The 16,249-nt window shown below is 44.1% G+C and carries 12 protein-coding genes; 9 read left to right on the top strand and 3 right to left on the bottom strand.

The genetic code is table 11. The features are described from left to right. Window positions 1-11: 11 nt before the first annotated feature. From MNQ98_RS17400 to MNQ98_RS17385, 4 genes are all read left to right on the top strand, one after another. Window positions 12-431 carry a ubiquitin family protein gene (locus MNQ98_RS17400; protein ID WP_241929395.1) on the top strand — a complete coding sequence of 140 codons (420 nt, stop codon included), beginning with the start codon at window positions 12-14 and terminating at the stop codon, window positions 429-431. Window positions 432-450: 19 nt separating this feature from the next. Then, window positions 451-5,442 carry a DUF4132 domain-containing protein gene (locus MNQ98_RS17395; protein ID WP_241929394.1) on the top strand — a complete coding sequence of 1,664 codons (4,992 nt, stop codon included), beginning with the start codon at window positions 451-453 and terminating at the stop codon, window positions 5,440-5,442. A 309-nt stretch (window positions 5,443-5,751) separates the two neighbouring features. Continuing rightward, window positions 5,752-6,234: an SRPBCC family protein gene (locus MNQ98_RS17390; RefSeq protein WP_241929393.1), complete on the top strand. Its 483-nt coding sequence runs from the start codon at window positions 5,752-5,754 to the stop codon at window positions 6,232-6,234. After that, window positions 6,231-7,706, top strand: coding sequence for a protein adenylyltransferase SelO (locus MNQ98_RS17385; protein WP_241929392.1), 1,476 nt, complete (start codon window positions 6,231-6,233; stop codon window positions 7,704-7,706). Before MNQ98_RS17390 ends, MNQ98_RS17385 begins: the two co-directional genes overlap by 4 nt. 101 nt (window positions 7,707-7,807) lie before the next feature. On the opposite strand, the gene MNQ98_RS17380 is transcribed toward MNQ98_RS17385, so the two are convergent. Genes MNQ98_RS17380 through MNQ98_RS17370 form a run of 3 tightly spaced genes read right to left on the bottom strand, consistent with a single transcriptional unit; the run spans window position 7,808 to window position 11,423 of the window. After that, entirely contained in the window at window positions 7,808-8,941 is a 1,134-nt protein-coding gene (locus MNQ98_RS17380) for a glycoside hydrolase family 18 protein (RefSeq protein WP_241929391.1), read from the bottom strand. 4 nt (window positions 8,942-8,945) lie between these two features. Beyond that, entirely contained in the window at window positions 8,946-10,037 is a 1,092-nt protein-coding gene (locus MNQ98_RS17375) for an acyltransferase (RefSeq protein ID WP_241933953.1), read from the bottom strand. 33 nt (window positions 10,038-10,070) lie between these two features. Continuing rightward, complete coding sequence (locus MNQ98_RS17370) at window positions 10,071-11,423, bottom strand: glycosyltransferase family 2 protein (protein ID WP_241929390.1); 1,353 nt, start codon at window positions 11,421-11,423, stop codon at window positions 10,071-10,073. Window positions 11,424-11,865: 442 nt separating this feature from the next. Between MNQ98_RS17370 and MNQ98_RS17365 the strand changes: the two genes are divergently transcribed. The 5 genes from MNQ98_RS17365 (at window position 11,866) to MNQ98_RS17345 (ending at window position 16,237) form a co-directional block, all read left to right on the top strand. Then, window positions 11,866-12,846 (top strand): phosphotransferase family protein, encoded by a 981-nt coding sequence (locus MNQ98_RS17365; RefSeq protein WP_241929389.1) that lies wholly within the window; start codon window positions 11,866-11,868, stop codon window positions 12,844-12,846. A 91-nt stretch (window positions 12,847-12,937) separates the two neighbouring features. Next, entirely contained in the window at window positions 12,938-13,102 is a 165-nt protein-coding gene (locus MNQ98_RS17360; RefSeq protein ID WP_241929388.1) for a hypothetical protein, read from the top strand. Between the two features lie 379 nt (window positions 13,103-13,481). Beyond that, window positions 13,482-14,333: a DUF2785 domain-containing protein gene (locus tag MNQ98_RS17355; RefSeq protein WP_241929387.1), complete on the top strand. Its 852-nt coding sequence runs from the start codon at window positions 13,482-13,484 to the stop codon at window positions 14,331-14,333. A gap of 154 nt (window positions 14,334-14,487) precedes the next feature. Further along, window positions 14,488-15,081 carry an RNA polymerase sigma factor gene (locus MNQ98_RS17350; protein WP_241929386.1) on the top strand — a complete coding sequence of 198 codons (594 nt, stop codon included), beginning with the start codon at window positions 14,488-14,490 and terminating at the stop codon, window positions 15,079-15,081. Continuing rightward, complete coding sequence (locus MNQ98_RS17345; protein WP_241929385.1) at window positions 15,047-16,237, top strand: DUF4179 domain-containing protein; 1,191 nt, start codon at window positions 15,047-15,049, stop codon at window positions 16,235-16,237. The genes MNQ98_RS17350 and MNQ98_RS17345 overlap by 35 nt, the downstream gene beginning before the upstream one ends. The last annotated feature ends 12 nt before the right edge of the window (window positions 16,238-16,249 follow it).

The following is a 16,249-nucleotide window of genomic DNA, read 5'->3' as shown; positions in this document are numbered from 1 at the left end:
GAAGGAGGATTATGATGAAGCTGAATGTGATGGTGAAAAAGCCAGGAAAGCGCAAAGAACTCATGACACAGGAGCTTCGGCTGAACAAAGTGCCATATACCCTTCGTGAAATGATTACTGGAATTGTGCACCATAGCATAAACGCCTTTAAGGACAAGCAGGCTGAACAAAGTCTGCTTCCTTACTTGACAGAAATGGATATCGCGGCAAGCGCCAGTAGCGGGAAGGTTGGGTTTGGAACGATTCATGATGACCGACAGCCCGATGAACATCAGGCGGTTGAGTCGGCTCTGTTGGCTTTCACGGATGGACTATACCGGGTATTCGTAAATGAAGATGAAATTGAGCAACTGGATACGCCGCTTGTTCTCACGGATGGTGATAAGATCGTATTTATGCGATTTACGATGCTGGCCGGAGGCATGTGGTAAAGAACAGGGGGATAAGGACATGTCATACACGGGTCAAGAAGAACAAGCTTTTTGGGAAAGTGTTGAAACGAAAGTAAAAGAATTGGAGGCAGGCGGGAATACACTGATTCGCAAGGTTTACGATCTGAGCCGCGAATCATACATCGATCGTGATAGTCATGAATATCAGACGCTATACGAGGATCTGAAGATGTTGTCTGCAGAGCAACCGGAATCTTTTTACACTCCCCTTGTGGAAGCTGTATCGGCATTTGCGGGCGAAATGACAGGAGCCATCGTCCGATATATGACAGAGCATATTGCGGAATATCCCTATGCACAAGGTTATTACCGCAGACCGTTTCGGACGCGAAGACACGCAACGCTTCTCGGTTCTTTGCTATTTAAATTAAATAGGCTGTTAATTGCACGGGCTAATAACTTTTCACTGCAGGATTATTTGACCGAGCCGGATTACCATGTTGAGGGGCTCCATTGGTTCAGCCATGTTATTCCTGATTTGGTTGCATATGAGCTGGATTGCGGTGATAGTTGGGCTGAAGCGGCCCTTAAAGAAATCGTATACGGTGAGAATCAGACCGCGCTGCTGAAGCGTGAGATGATCAAGGGAATTCTGATGAGTCACCGCTCCGAACTGTACGAGATGATTGGTGAACTGCTGGTTGCAGCCAGGCTGCAGGAGGGGCTGCGTCAGTCAATCACCGAGGAGATGGATGCCGGTACTCTTCAAGCTAATTTACATATACTGAGAGTTACTTTGGATCATGATCTGATTAGGTATAGCTCAATTGTTCGAGCCCTCGGCACTTGGACGGGAATGGGTCTTGAAGCGGTAAATCAACGTGTAGCCGGTCAGCTTGTGGAACAAGCTTACACGGCTCTTACAGATGAACAACAGCGCTCAGCATGGCTGTCTTCCGAGAATGCGAACCAGGTTTACCTGAGCTTGTGGGCTAGCGCCGTTTATGAGGAGGATGATCTAAAAGAACGGATTCAGTTCTTGATGGAGAACGGGGAGCGTTATCAGAAGGTCGTTGCCCAATACGTGTTGTCCAACAGTCAGAATGATACAGTGAGATTTGAAATCGCGCGGCGCTGTCTAGATGAAAGTGATCCGGAGCTGCTGTATTTGATTCTGAGTAACTACACATTCGATTATGAATATGATTGGCAGGTCGGTGGGATACAAGATCGTCTCTTGAAAATCAACCGTACACCGGCTCTGGAAGATAAAGATGTACGAAGAGAGGAATTCGAGAATTTCAAAGTTATTCTCACACGAGTGCCTGTAAGAGAAAAGTCAGGCCAATCCGGAGTGCTTGATTTTATACAATTCCATTACCAGGCAGACCTTGTTTTGCGCAAAATGATGTATCTGACCGCATATGACATGGATGATGCCTGGATCACCGATCTGATTAGGTTCTCGGGTCAAATGAGTTCAGACCTACGGGGAGACCTGATTAGCTACTACACTGATGATTCCAAGTCAACTGTGCAGCGTTCTTTCATCTTTGCAGCTCTGTCTGACAAAAGTTTGCCGAACCGTGAGCGTGCGCTTCGTCAGGTGAAAAAACTGAGCCTGAATGACAGCGAACGGAAACAGGTTGAAGACATGCTTAAACTGAAAACAGGCTCTTTGCGTCAGAGCGCAATCGACATTCTTCTGGATCAGCCGGAGGAAGAGTTCGCGATAAGTCTTGAGCGGCTTCTGAAGGCAAAAGGTGAGTTGCAGCGCCTTGCAGGCCTTGAGCTGTTAACCGAGTTGAAGCATGATCAGAACCGAGAGACTCAATACGAGGCCCTTCGTCCCTTAGCAAATAAAATCTCCAGCCCGTCACCAAAGGAGAAGCAACTGCTGGATAAATTGGAACAGCAGGGCGGCTATACCGCCGAGAATGGTTTTGGCCTTTATAACCCACAGGAGACTGAAGAGTGGTTGCTTGCGCGGTCTGACACGTCTAATGTTAGCTTTGAGCAAATCTTCTCACTAACTGAAGAACGTGCTTCGGAATTTCTAAGCGGACTGGATGATCTTGTTCATGAATGGCGTGATACCGAGTATGAAATCGAAAATTACATTGGCCAGAAAGAAACTCAGCTTGTTGGAGTCAAATTATGTACTGTTTCGTATGAGAAGCATGAAGATCCAATTGAACACGACAATTTTGAAATGGCGAACGTTCTGAACAACTATCCGTTGACTGAACACTGGCAGAATTACCTCATGAACAGTGGCTTGGAATCACGTGAATTGATGCAGCTCTACTACTGTATTTTGATAGGAGATTTAAGCGGTACGTTGTATGAGTTCTATCATAGTTTCTCTGATCTTGTGGATTATGACGTCATGAGACGGACCAAATTGCTTGAAAACGAACGAAAAAGCTATTTGGAGCGCATGATTCCCCTTGAGCGCATAGTAAAGATACAGAAATTGTATGACGGTCTCCGCTATTCAGAACAGGTTGAGACACTGGTTAAGGCCTTCTTTTGGGACAGCGAACGAAGTGACACTTTTGAAGTCGCAAGTGAAGCCCTTGCCATGGTAATAGTCAGTGATATCAATGAATTGTCTGACAAGGATAAGCCGACTTTATTCGTCCTTGCAAAGCCTTGGTTTGCTATTTTACGTAGCCGTGTATATAACAAGGAATCATTCCGTTCTTTCTTTCATACTGCCTACCAGTATGATTTGCGGATAAAGGAAATCGAGAATTCGGAATATTCAGTCATGCATTGGAATCAGTATTTTAGAGCGTACACACTAGCTATAATCGGGGAAAATGAACTTTGTAAAGAACTACTGGGCAGAGATATTCGCAGTCACATGAGGGCGCTAACTTCTCCACAAGATTCTTTAGTTAATAGAAGCGAGAAACTGCTGGCTTTGCGTGAGCGGATTGTCTCGCGCTTGCTTGATATCGAACTCGTACGCGGAGATCTGACGACAAAAGCTACTCCATATACGATGTCATTCGAACGCATTCACGGGCTGGAATCATTTATCCGCATTCTAACCAGTTTAGGCGGCGAAACGTTCGTGCGCGGTTATATTTATGGCTATGGCGACCAGATCACGAAAAAAGAATCGCTGAGTCATCTTTTGAAAGTTTGTTATCCGCAGGAGGGTGACGACGAACAGAAACTTGAACAGCTGCTAAAGGGTACGGGGATTTCGGAAAAGCGCCTGCTCGAAGCTGCTATGTATGCTCCGCAATGGATAGAAATTATTGCAAAATATTTGGGTTGGGAAGGGCTGCGCAGTGCCGCTTGGTATTTCCATGCCCATATTAACGAGACCTTTTCGGCAGAAAAGGAAACGATTGTTGCTCATTACTCGCCGATTACACCGGAGGAGTTCAATGATGGCGCATTCGATGTGAAATGGTTTGAAGAAGCATATCATTCGCTCGGCGAGGAGCGCTTTAAGCTGCTATATGATTGTGCTAAATATATTTCGGCCGGCGCCAACCACCGACGCTCTCAGATGTTCGCCGATGCGGTGCTCGGTCAACTGCGGCTTGAAGACATGAAGTTGTCTGTAATGGATAAACGAAATAAAGACCATCTGCTAGTCTATAGCCTTATTCCACTTGGACCAATTCAAGAGAATGATTTGCGGGAGCGCTTTGATTTCATTCAGTTGTTTCTCAAGCAAAGTCGGGGATATGGAGCACAGCGCCGGGCCAGTGAGGGTATCGTTTCAGCAATAGCACTTGGCAATCTGGCTCGAAGTGCAGGATATTCTGACGTGACTCGGTTGACCTGGGATATGGAAGCTCGTAGGCTGGAAAAGCTGGAAAGTCTGTTCGAGCCCCGTCCACTGGATGAGGACACGAATGTACGCCTGAGGATTGATGAGGAAGGAAATACAGAGCTTGAAGTGACAAGTAAAGGTAAGGTGCTGAAATCTGTGCCTGCAAGGTTTAAGAAAGACGAATATATTGCTGAATTGAAGGAAGTGAAATCCGATCTTACCGAACAGTATCGCCGGGCCAAGAGGGAGCTGGAGCGTTCGATGGAAGAGGAAAGCTACTTTACCGTCAGTGAGTTAGCAGCTCTGCTGAGCAATCCGGTTATCCAGCCACTGCTGCGCACGCTTGTGTTTAAAGCAGGGAGTCAGCTCGGTTATTTCTTGAAAGCAGCAGACGACATGTATCATCTAGAAGGGCCAACCGGTGCAGTGTACGTGATTGCAGATAAGGATGAGATTACGATCGCCCATCCGCTGCATCTGTATGAAAGCGGCCATTGGAGTGAATACCAGCGAGATCTGTTTGAACGTGGAATCCGCCAGCCGTTTAAGCAGGTGTTCCGTGAGTTGTATCTTGCCAATGTGGATGAACGAGAAGGAAGAATGAAATCGCGGCGTTATGCCGGACATCAGGTGCAGCCGAGTAAGACGGTGGCGCTTTTGCGCAGTCGCGGTTGGACGGTCAGTTATGAGGAAGGTCTGCAGAAGGTGAGTTATCAAAAAAATGTAATTGCCACCGTGTATGCTATGGCAGACTGGTTCTCACCTGCTGACAGTGAGGCGCCGACACTGGAGACTGTGGAATTCTTGGATCGTAAATCTTATAAATCGATACCGATGGATCAGATCTCACCAATATTGTTCTCAGAAACAATGCGTGACATTGATCTTGTTGTAAGTATGGCACATGTGGGTGGAGTCGATCCAGAAGCGAGCCTGACGACAATTGAATTGCGGAGCGCTATCGTGCGTGAATCACTGCGTCTTCTCAAGCTGGACAATGTGAAACTTGAAGGTAATTATGCTCGTATTGATGGAAGGCTTGGAGAATATGCTGTAAATCTGGGCAGTGGAATTGCCTACAAACAAGGAACAGGTGCGTTGAATATCATTCCGGTGCATTCACAGCACCGTGGTCGATTGTTCCTTCCGTTTCTCGATGAAGATCCGAGAACGGTTGAGGTCTTGTCTAAGGTTGTGCTTCTGGCTGAAGACAACAAGATCAAAGATCCGCAGATCTTGATACAGCTCTAACAAACTGTTATGCGATCTAGTTCATATAACCGATTAAATTTCGGAGCTTAGCGGGAATAACATCTGAATATAAATATGACAAAGTCGCTCCGAATGAATCCGGTAGCGACTTTGTTAATAATTCTATTGTTATATTTCCAATGGTCAGAAAGAGGACACTGGTACGTGATTGACTATAGCTGAGGTTAGATTAAAAAATCAATAAATATGGAGAGGTAGTGGTATGCTATTACAGAAAGTAGGATTATGATTTGCTTTTACGGTACAATACTTACGAAATGTGACTAAAGATAAGTAAGGAGAATTTTGATGCTCCAATGGAACGAAGAGACAATAATTGAGGCTAATATAGAGACCATCTGGAACTTGTTTGCATTGGAGAACATCCAACGAATTATGCCACAGGTAGTGGAGAATGAAGTTATCGAACGTAAAGAGGGCGTTGTTGGAACCAAGTATAGACAAAAGTTTAAGGAAGGAAAGCGAATTGAAACCTATATTGTAGAAGATCTTGAATATGAAAATACACCGCACAGAAAACATAACAAAAGCGGGTTTACTTTAGCCAGAATCTTTGAGATTGAAACATCATTTACTCTTCTCAAAGTGGATGACAAGCATACCCGATTCATATATAGCGGTCAGAACAAAGGAGTCAATTGGTTGGGCAAGGTGATGTTGAAGCTAATGGGTTTCAAAAATAATCAGAAGGTTGTATTCGAATTTATGGAGCGTGTTCGAAGCGAAGCTATGAAAGATCAAAATGATAAGCGAAATGAGGAGATACGATGACAGAGAAGAAAGCAACCATAGATACAGGATGGAACTTTGACAATAGTTATGCTCGTCTGCCGAATTCATTTTTTACCAAGCAAAGCCCTACTCCTGTGCGTTCACCAAAGTTGATCCTTCTTAATGATTCGTTGGCAAAGTCCCTGGGGTTGAATGTCCAAGCGCTGAAAAGCAATGATAGCACAGCGGTGTTTGCCGGCAACCAAATTCCCGATGGAGCCTTACCACTTGCCCAAGCTTATGCTGGGCATCAATTCGGGTATTTTACCATGCTAGGGGACGGTAGGGCTCTGCTGCTTGGTGAACAGATTACACCCCTGGGTGGGCGGGTTGATATTCAGCTTAAGGGCTCAGGTAGAACACCATACTCTCGCCGAGGCGATGGTCGAGCGGCACTTGGACCGATGCTGCGCGAATATATCATCAGTGAAGCCATGCATGCGCTTGGTATTGCTACCACCCGTAGCCTAGCGGTGGTTACAACCGGCGAGTCCGTCATTCGTGAAACCGACCTGCCTGGTGCAATTCTAACCCGCGTGGCGGCGAGTCATCTGCGCGTTGGAACCTTTGAGTACGTTTCGAATTGGGGTACAGCCCAGGATCTTCGGACTCTTGCTGATTACACATTGCAAAGGCATTTTCCAGAGGTTGATCCTGATGAGCACCGCTATCTTTTCCTTCTGCAGCAAGTGATCAAGCGTCAGGCCGAGCTGATTGCCAAATGGCAGCTTGTTGGTTTTATTCATGGGGTGATGAACACGGACAACATGGCGCTTAGCGGAGAAACCATTGACTATGGTCCTTGTGCCTTCATGGATGCCTATGATCCAGCAACGGTGTTCAGTTCGATTGACCAACAAGGTCGCTATGCCTATGGCAATCAGCCGAATATAGCCGCGTGGAATCTTGCGAGATTTGCTGAAACCTTATTGCCCTTGCTGCATGAAGACCAGACGCTGGCTGTCAAGGTGGCCGAGAATGCAATTTCGGAATTTTCCGATTTGTATCACCATCATTGGCTCGCGGGGATGAGGGCAAAGCTGGGACTCTTTAACGAAGAATTGCAGGATGAATCCCTTATTAAAGATCTTCTCGGTATAATGCAGAAGTATCGTATGGACTATACCAATACCTTCCGTGCTTTAACGTTTGAAAAACCAGAGGATACGGCTCTGTTTGGCACCACGGAATTTGCTCAGTGGCATGAGCTGTGGCAGGCAAGATTAGGCAGGCAACAGGAACCAAAAGACTCCTCGCATCAGTTGATGCGTAGCAGTAACCCTGCTATAATCCCGCGCAATCACCGGGTAGAAGAGGCACTCGAAGCAGCGGTACTACAGGAAGACTACAGCGTGATGGAGCGGCTACTTGATGTTCTTTCGAGACCCTACGCGCATTCCCCCGAGCAGGCTGATTACTCCACACTGCCTGAGCCATCCAACTGTTCTTACCGAACCTTTTGCGGCACTTGATAATAAAGCAATACAAGAAAAATTTAACCGCCTTATACACAAAAACTGACCAAGCTAGATAACTCTAGTTTAGTCAGTTTTTGTATTAAGGACCTATTTTCTCACTCATTCAAATGATCCGTCAGAAACTTTACAATTCCATCCTCAGCATCCTGTGCGTACTGCCAGACCATCGCACCAGCAAGATCCTTGCTCTTGATGTAATTGACCTTCTCCTGCAAGGCTTCTTTATCCTCGTAGCTGATGAAGGTATCGCCATTATAGAGGTAGGCTGCCTTGGCTTTGTTGTCATAATAACGCTTGTAGTCTTTATTGTTCAAATAGTCTTTCTCAAGCTTTCTATAGCTTAAGTCCACCTTGTTGATGTCGATGGGCTTTCCTGGTTTAAATAGGCCGTCTTTATCGCTCTTCACATTCTTCCAGCCGTAGGAATAAGCCGGGACACCGAGTAGCAGCTTCTTGCTGTCAATATCATGATCCAGGTACATCGTGATGATCTGATCGATGCTATGCTTGGATTTACCCTGGCTATCCCGATACAGATTGGCGTTAAAGCCAGTCGTGTCTGACCATTTTCCAGTTAGGTCATAGGCCATGATATTGATGTAGTCAACGTATTTCTCGACTTTTTTCACTTCGACATTTTGAAAATACCAGTCCTGCGTGCCCGATGCGAAGGTTAACAAATACTTTTTGTTCTTGTGAGGTAGCCTGTACAGCTTCTCTCTTAATTCCTTCATCAGATTTGTAAAGTTCTTCGTATCCTCAGTGCGCGCTTTCTGCGTATTCCAAGCATGGAATGCTGGATACTCCCAGTCAATATCAACCCCATCCAACTCCAGCTCCTTAACCATATTGATGATGCTCTCGGTGAACAGATAGCGGTTTCCGTCCAATGAAGCATCCGAGAAGCCATCCGCGCCATAGCCGCCTACCGCTAACACCATTCGGGTGGTCGGATTATGCTCTTTTAGCTTTTTAATGTTTTCTTTAATCTGGTCATTGGTCGTACTGTCCTCATGAAAATAAATATCCGTACCCTTGATTTTGGCAAACGCGATAAAGGCAATGTCAACACCCTTCTCAGACAGCTTAATGTTCTTATAGTCTTGCCAAGCTTCCACGTACACCGCCGTAATTTTACGGTCGTCTGCTGCGGATACTTGGTAGAAGTAAAGACTCATGCCTGCGAGCAACACAACGATAAACATCTTCGTAAATTTATTTATTCTCACTCTGTTAACCCCTCCCACCAAATAAGATGTAGGTTGCAGTTTTACTTAAGTTGAGCACCTTGACGGTGATGTAACTGATGGCAAAGATGATGCCAATATTCACGATAAGACTGAGGGTCGTCTCCAGAAATGTTGCCTCTAATTCCGTTCTGCCTGAGAGCATCATTTCAACTAATAAGTGAATGAGATAGATGCTGAAGCTGGCTCTGGAGATCGAGCTGATTAATTTTTGAATTTTGTGATTTACTTTATCGCTGATCCGGGTTTCGTTTTCTTTGAAGAAAATAAATAAGCCGACTGCCATGAAAAACGTGGTGATGGAATAGTTACCGTAGAACATCTCATCCAGTACGCCGCTACGGAGTGAGACAAAGTATGTGGCTATAGGAGCCAGAAAGAACGATATGATGCCTAAGTTGTACAATTTATTTTTCACTTTTAGCGGTAGCTCGTAATGGAAGAGATAGTATCCTAGAATAAAGTAACCCAGAAATCCCATGAAAAAAGGGATGTTCATAATAGGAATATTGATGTACTGATCCGTTGTACGGAATACAACGTCCGAGATGAAACGGTACGCAATACTAACGATGAACCATAAGAGCAGGTAATACCGGAGATCCCTCTCGCTGCACGATTTTATGAATTTGCTGATCAGCGGCACCGTTATATATATCGCGATAATGGCATACAGGAACCATAGATGGATATAATTTCCGTCGGTAAGCAGCCGGTAACCGAAGTCTATAACGAACTCATAGGCATTCATCTGGCTTCTCATACTATAGTATTGATTGTATAAGCCATAAATGAGTGACCAGGTCAAGAGAGGAATGACCAGCGGGAGCACTCGCTTGATATAGAATTCCCGATAGGACGTGATCTTCGTTCTAAGGATCATCGCTCCACTAATCATGAAGAATACCGGCACGGCAAAGCGCGAAATGGAATTAAATCCATTGCTGATCCACCACGAGGAGGTATTGAAATCATTCGTGCTGAGCAACACCCCCGCCGTGTAATGCAAAATAATGACGGCAACGATAGATAGGATTCTTAGAATATCTATATATATAATTCTTTTATTTTGAACCATGCTGCTATTCATGGTAGCCTCCTTCATCATTACTTAATTCGATCCTACCGCAATGTTCTGGCTGATGGTGGCAACGCCTTTCCGCTCCACGAAGCCCCAGCCTTCATCATTGTCAAAATATTTAAACGTTCCTGCAATATTGATGTAGACCAGTAGATTCCGGTAGGTCAACAACTCAACTTGGCTGAACAGGAACATTCTCAGATAATCTGCAAAAGTATACGTGCTGCCGTATTTACGGCATAAGTATAGGGAAATGATGATTTGCGCCGCATTGAGCAGCACGCTAATGAGCAGAAAGATGATCGCTTGTATAATATTTCCGCCGGAAATCAGCGCTTGGCCCAGATAAAATAAAGTGGTAAATGCCGAGAGCGTCCCTAACATAAATCCGTCGATGGCAAAAAACAGACTCACACTGACACTGAATTTCTGAGAGAGCCTGGACCAATAGATCAGGACGCAATCGACAAACGCTTTTTGCCAGCGAATGCGCTGCTTATAGAAGTTCGGGAGATTCTCGGGACATTCGGTATAACATACCGCTTCGGGTGCGTATACTAGCTTTTTCTTTAAGCGATTTGCTTTTATGTATTCATGAATTTTAAGGGTAATATCGATATCCTCGCCTACCGTGCTACGGAAGCCGTTTACTTGAACCAGAACATCTTTGTAAAAGGCCCCGAAAGCGCCTGAAATGACAACAATGGAATTAAAGAACGATTGCGTTAATTTTCGGACATAGAAGCCGTGCGTATAATTGATGATTTGGCTCTTGATTAGCCCTTTTCCGCGAAACTTCTCCACAATAGCACCGTTTTTTTTCCTCTCAGCACCCTGCACAATCTTGACTGTACCGCCAAGCGCAATGATGTCACTATTATGAAAATATTGATTTACATACTTGAGTGAGTTGGTCTCCAGCATACTGTCCGCATCAAGCGTAATAACGATATCCGAGGCAGCATAATCGATACCCGCATTCAGCGAGTCGGCTTTCCCGCCATTCAGTTTATCGATGACATAAATGTTGTGATAGCGGTTCGAACGATAAAATCCTCTTATCGTTTTATAGGAGAGCTTGTGGTCTGGCTTCCGGTAATCCGACTCTAATTCCAGCAGCTCGTGAAGCGCAGACAAGGTACCATCCTTGGAACCGTCGTTGATGATCATGATCTCATAATTGCTGTAATGCAAGCCTGCCATGGCATCAATGCAATTTCGGATCGTAAGCTCCTCGTTATAAGCAGGAACGAGCACCGATATTGATTTTTCGGCAAGATCTGGATTCAACTTCTTCACCTTGCTGCAGAATAACGGAACGATCGTGTACAGGGCTTGAAACACAAGAAATACACCCGCTATACCATAAAAAAAGTACTGCAAACTCCTCACTCCTTTTTCTCTATCTCTCTTTCTTGTAAAACCAGTATGGCTGCGCTTCTGTCCATTTCATCTACATCTCTATCTGAAATGGCTTGATGAAGCACATTTTCTATAGAAATCGATGTCAAGGGACAAAAAATCATTATCGGGGGATAAATACACCCAGTTACAACCTCTCGTTCCATATAAACCCAAATAACATCTTATTTAATAAACTATCTTAGATCGCTCCCAAATGTAAAATCGCTCAATGGAGCAAGAAAACGAATACATAGTTGCTTTTCGAATACTGCCTCTATTATGGTTCGGATTTCTACATTTTAGGAGATAAAAACAATATTTAATGAGATATGTCATAGGGGTGAACGGAATGATACTATTTAGAGAAGGAGAAGGATGATGACGAAAAATCTAATAAGATTTGCAAACAGGAGGCGCGATCATGAAAGAAGGCTGGGAACGAAAAAATCTGCCCATTACTCTTGACCTTTCAGAGATAAATGAAATCATCAGACCTGCCTTTCCGGGTAAAAGGGTAATCACAGCTGAACGAATCGGCACCGGGCTCAGTAATTCGAACTACAAAATTCATCTGGAAGGGTGCGTCGAACCTTATGTGGTTCGTTTTTTCAGGGGCGGTGAGGAGATTGCAGACAAAGAGCTTGCTATAGCTCAGCTTGTGCAACAAACCGTGCCTGTCGCCGACTTCATATATGTCGATACAAGTTGCAGCAGGTTCGATAAATCTTGGGCAGTGTTGGAGTGGAAGGAGGGCTTCCTATTGCGCGATGTGTTCAGAAGCGGAACTCTCCAGGATATTACTTCAGCTGCAGTTTCTGTCGGCAGCGTTCTTGCAAATATACATAGCTACCACTTTACTGAATCAGGTTTTTTCGGCAAGGATTTGAAAATCAACCATCCCTTAAGGATGGACGGCGATCGATTTCTCGCATTCATGGAACAAATTCTTTTTCATGACCAATGCGGTAAATGGCTGGGTAAGGAACTCACACAAGAGTTATGGTCTTTTTGCAAAACATATGGCCCTTTATTGTCGGAAAGCAGCAAAACGCCCGTCCTCGTTCATTCGGATTTCAACGGATTAAATATACTGATGAAGTATGGTCCAATCGGGTGCTCGGTATCGTCTGTTCTTGATTGGGAGGAAGCATTTTCCTGGAGCCAGCACGTTGATATTGGCAACATGCTGCGGTATGAAGAAGATGGTTCAATCTTTGAAGAGCATTTTATTCGAGCTTATCAGGAACAAGGAGCGATTCTTGAAGACAATTGGAAACTTCTCTCCAAGCTTGAAGATCTCGTTGCCCTGTGTGATATGCTGAACAATTCCACCATGGACACCCCAAACCGGATGCAGGATCTTCAGCACTTGATCGCAAGAACAGTTCAGACCTATAGATGACTAGAGAGAAGGGGCGCTTATTTGCCTAACAACATTTTGTTGTCCGTTTCATAATTTAAAGAAAGGTTAGGGAAGTAGGAGGTCGGTTTATATGGCCCAGGCAAGGAAAAGAAAGAGGGCATCGGAATCATCAAAGACTACAACTAAGCAGCTCGCATTTTTTGCAGCGTTATTAGTTTTAATCGGTTCATCAATAGGCCTATACCTAGCTTATGAAGATTTGATTGGGGAAAGCGATGTAGAAGTTATTGTATGAAATCTGTGTTCAGACCGGAATTACCCTTACTATTCCGGATTGACATTCTATACACATAAAATTAGTACATGGAGGAAAGATCATTTATTCAATATGGTTATGGAAGCAGACAAAAAGAATAGTGTGTGTTGGATCTTGAGGATGTATTCCTCAAGGTCTTTTTTACTCTAACCCAGTGTCCAGAGTTTCGGTCGGCTAAGAGGCAATCTGATGATGGAGTGATATTTTAACAAAAAAGTCGGGAATATGTTAATATTGGAATAATTAAGAATAATGTCGTACTAAGGATTCGGTGTATTCTTTTGACTGAAAGGAATTGGAAAATATTAAAGTAAAATGAATTTATTAATCAACTATTATTCTGAAAGGAATGGAAAGAATGAACAAGTCAAGGGCAGATTTTATGTTGGACCTGCAAAGAATCGAGAATGAAAGTTACCAGCTTCGTGAAGGAGAGCAGCTGCAGGATTATTTAACTCTGATGCTGCAATATATCGGTGACCCTGATCCGGAATTACGGGACAATCTTATCTATCCGACATTCTATGAATGGATTAATGAGGAGAACAGATTAACGGAAGAGGAATTGCGCAACCTCCTGATTGTCCTGACCGACAGTCAGCATTTGTTCTATCATATCGGCAGCGAGGGTGATCAGACTGTATTTACAAGAACATTCTCGGTTCTTCCCATCGCTTTGATTGTGGGGCGTCACAGACGGAAGCCTTTTCTAAACTATGCCGATTTTCAAAATCTAAAGCATTCACTGCTCCGTTATTATAAAGAAGAGAAGGATCTTCGAGGCTATCTGCCCGAAGGAGGATGGGCTCACAGCGCGGCCCACGGTGCGGACGCTTTGGTGGAACTGGTACAGTGCCCCGAGTGTGATGAAGAGCTGCTGCTTGAAGTTCTTGCCGCTACCCTGGGGATGCTGCATAATGGCATACATATTTTTAGTGATGAGGAAGATGAACGGATCGCGAGCATTGTAGATATTATGATTGACAAAGACCTGCTTCCTCAGCAGGAGATCGCTGACTGGATAAACGCCTTGGCACAGTGTAGCGAGTGGCCTAGAAGTCGAACTCAGGTGATCACGCGGGTGAACAGCAAGAACTTTCTGCGAAGCCTCTATTTCAGGAGAGGACAGGATAGCCGGAAGAATAGTCTTAATGTTACCATACTTGCCGCCGAATCTAAATTGAACAGATTTTCGATAAGTACGAATTAACGATCTTGGGAAATGATTTGGAGGAACCCGCTAATGGCGGGTTTTTTTCGTTAGTGTTGAGCTAATCTACTCAATTTCACCACATGAATTAAATAGTGTCACAAAATCACAGTTCGAGATTGTTATATAGGTAAAGAAGAGAGGAGGTGAGCTTTTGCAGCCAACCATCCCCGGGGCAATAGATGAAAAAAGAATTGCAATTGAAGAAGCTGTAGAACAGGTCAAAGCAGGAGACAAACAGGCATTCAGAGAGATTATTATACAATTTGAACGGCAAATGTATACTTACTGCTACTATATTTTGAAAAATCATGCTGAGACAGAAGATGCTGTACAGGAAATCTTTATCCGTGCCTACGAAAATATTCATCAGTACAGCAGACAAGTATCTTTCTCTGCCTGGCTATATAAGATGGCCTATCATCATTTGATCAATATGAAGAAAAAACAGAGCCGTTGGCTCAAGTTGGTCGAACATTACAAAGAGCAGCAGCCTGAGCTGCAAATCTCCCAACACGAGTCAGTAGTTAGTGAACTCTTGACTTATCTTACAGCGGAAGAGCGTCATATTTTACTCCTTAAGGCGGTAGAACAGTATACCTTTGATGAGATAAGCGAAATCATGGGCATCAAGTCCGCCACATTACGGAAGAGATATGAACGATTGCGTCGAAAACTGATAGATCGCACAAGCCAGAAAGGAGAGGTGATACATGGGAAATTTGCCGAAACAAATGGAGTTCGCTGATATGGATGCCATTGAACAAATGATTCGTGAATCGTCATTATCGAAGAACAGTATGAGTTATCAAATTATGAATAAGATCGGGGAGAGTCCATTGTCAAGAACATCTTCTAGACGAAAGCCTAATTTAATTAAAAGAACCGTGTTGGTGGCATCTGCCGCAGCAGTACTCGGTGCAGGTGTGATTGGCACAGGATTTGTATCGCCGGTAATGGCAGATGCTTTGAAGAAGATTCCAATGTTTGGAACACTCTTTGAAGGAACCAGTGAAAAATCTGTGCAAGCTGCCATAGAGCAAGGAATCGTATCTGAACCTAATCAGAGTGTAACTTATGATGGAATCACGTTGACGGTAGCCAATTTGCTATATGATGGAACCCGCTTGTCCTTCATTTTGGATCGTGAAGGGGTAGATTTGCCGAATACGACTTCTCCATATATTAATGAAGATTCCAAGATCATTGGAAAACCTGATAACGAGTATATCAAATCCAGAAAGATTCCTGAAAAAGATCAGAAGAAAGGATATATTAAGATGCCAACCATTCTTGCGAATGGACAAAAAGTGGATTTCAGCGAAGGTAGTTTTGGGGATTATCCAAAGAAGGGAAATGCTTATATCGTTGAATTGACCAAGGATCTGAAATTGCCTGACCAATTCGAGCTAACGATACAGGCGAATGTCACAGGGGTAAAGGAAACCTTTGAGTTCAAAATTCCAGTAAATATAGATAATAAAGCGCTCGTTCTGAAGCCGGAGGCCTCCAAATCTGACGGACAATTCAGTTATACCGTCAAGCAGCTGGACCTTTCACCAGTATCTACACGTCTCGTTCTGGATAGTAAGGGTCAGGTTCCAAACTCTCTAGAGCAAACAGGCGATTACAGCGCCAGCATGGTATATTATGAGATTGTGGATGACCAAGGAAATGTCCTGAACCCAAGTAGATTTGAGTATTTCAACAGCAAACCAAAAACAGAATATCACATTGATCAATTGTTCAGTCCGTTTGATGGCACACCTAAAACCATTACGATCAAGCCGTTTACCTTGACTGTGAACACCAAGGATTGGAGTGTTGTCGGCCAAGGGAAGAACAGTTTAGGTGATAAAACATATCTGAAGGATCTGGAATTGACCATTCCAGTTAAACAATAATCAAGAAAAGTG

It is taken from the genome of Paenibacillus sp. N3/727, assembly GCF_022637315.1.
Classification (GTDB): Bacteria; Bacillota; Bacilli; order Paenibacillales; family Paenibacillaceae; genus Paenibacillus_AQ; species Paenibacillus_AQ uliginis.
This window is presented reverse-complemented; position numbering and strand designations above follow the sequence as displayed.

What these genes read in the sequence shown, in the direction of transcription:
- MNQ98_RS17375 (WP_241933953.1), bottom strand. Translation starts at nt 10,037, where the DNA reads ATGGTTCAAAATAAAAGAATTATATATATAGATATTCTAAGAATCCTA.
- MNQ98_RS17385 (WP_241929392.1), top strand. Translation starts at nt 6,231, where the DNA reads ATGACAGAGAAGAAAGCAACCATAGATACAGGATGGAACTTTGACAAT.
- MNQ98_RS17390 (WP_241929393.1), top strand. Translation starts at nt 5,752, where the DNA reads ATGCTCCAATGGAACGAAGAGACAATAATTGAGGCTAATATAGAGACC.
- MNQ98_RS17355 (WP_241929387.1), top strand. Translation starts at nt 13,482, where the DNA reads ATGAACAAGTCAAGGGCAGATTTTATGTTGGACCTGCAAAGAATCGAG.
- MNQ98_RS17360 (WP_241929388.1), top strand. Translation starts at nt 12,938, where the DNA reads ATGGCCCAGGCAAGGAAAAGAAAGAGGGCATCGGAATCATCAAAGACT.
- MNQ98_RS17365 (WP_241929389.1), top strand. Translation starts at nt 11,866, where the DNA reads ATGAAAGAAGGCTGGGAACGAAAAAATCTGCCCATTACTCTTGACCTT.
- MNQ98_RS17345 (WP_241929385.1), top strand. Translation starts at nt 15,047, where the DNA reads ATGGGAAATTTGCCGAAACAAATGGAGTTCGCTGATATGGATGCCATT.
- MNQ98_RS17400 (WP_241929395.1), top strand. Translation starts at nt 12, where the DNA reads ATGATGAAGCTGAATGTGATGGTGAAAAAGCCAGGAAAGCGCAAAGAA.
- MNQ98_RS17395 (WP_241929394.1), top strand. Translation starts at nt 451, where the DNA reads ATGTCATACACGGGTCAAGAAGAACAAGCTTTTTGGGAAAGTGTTGAA.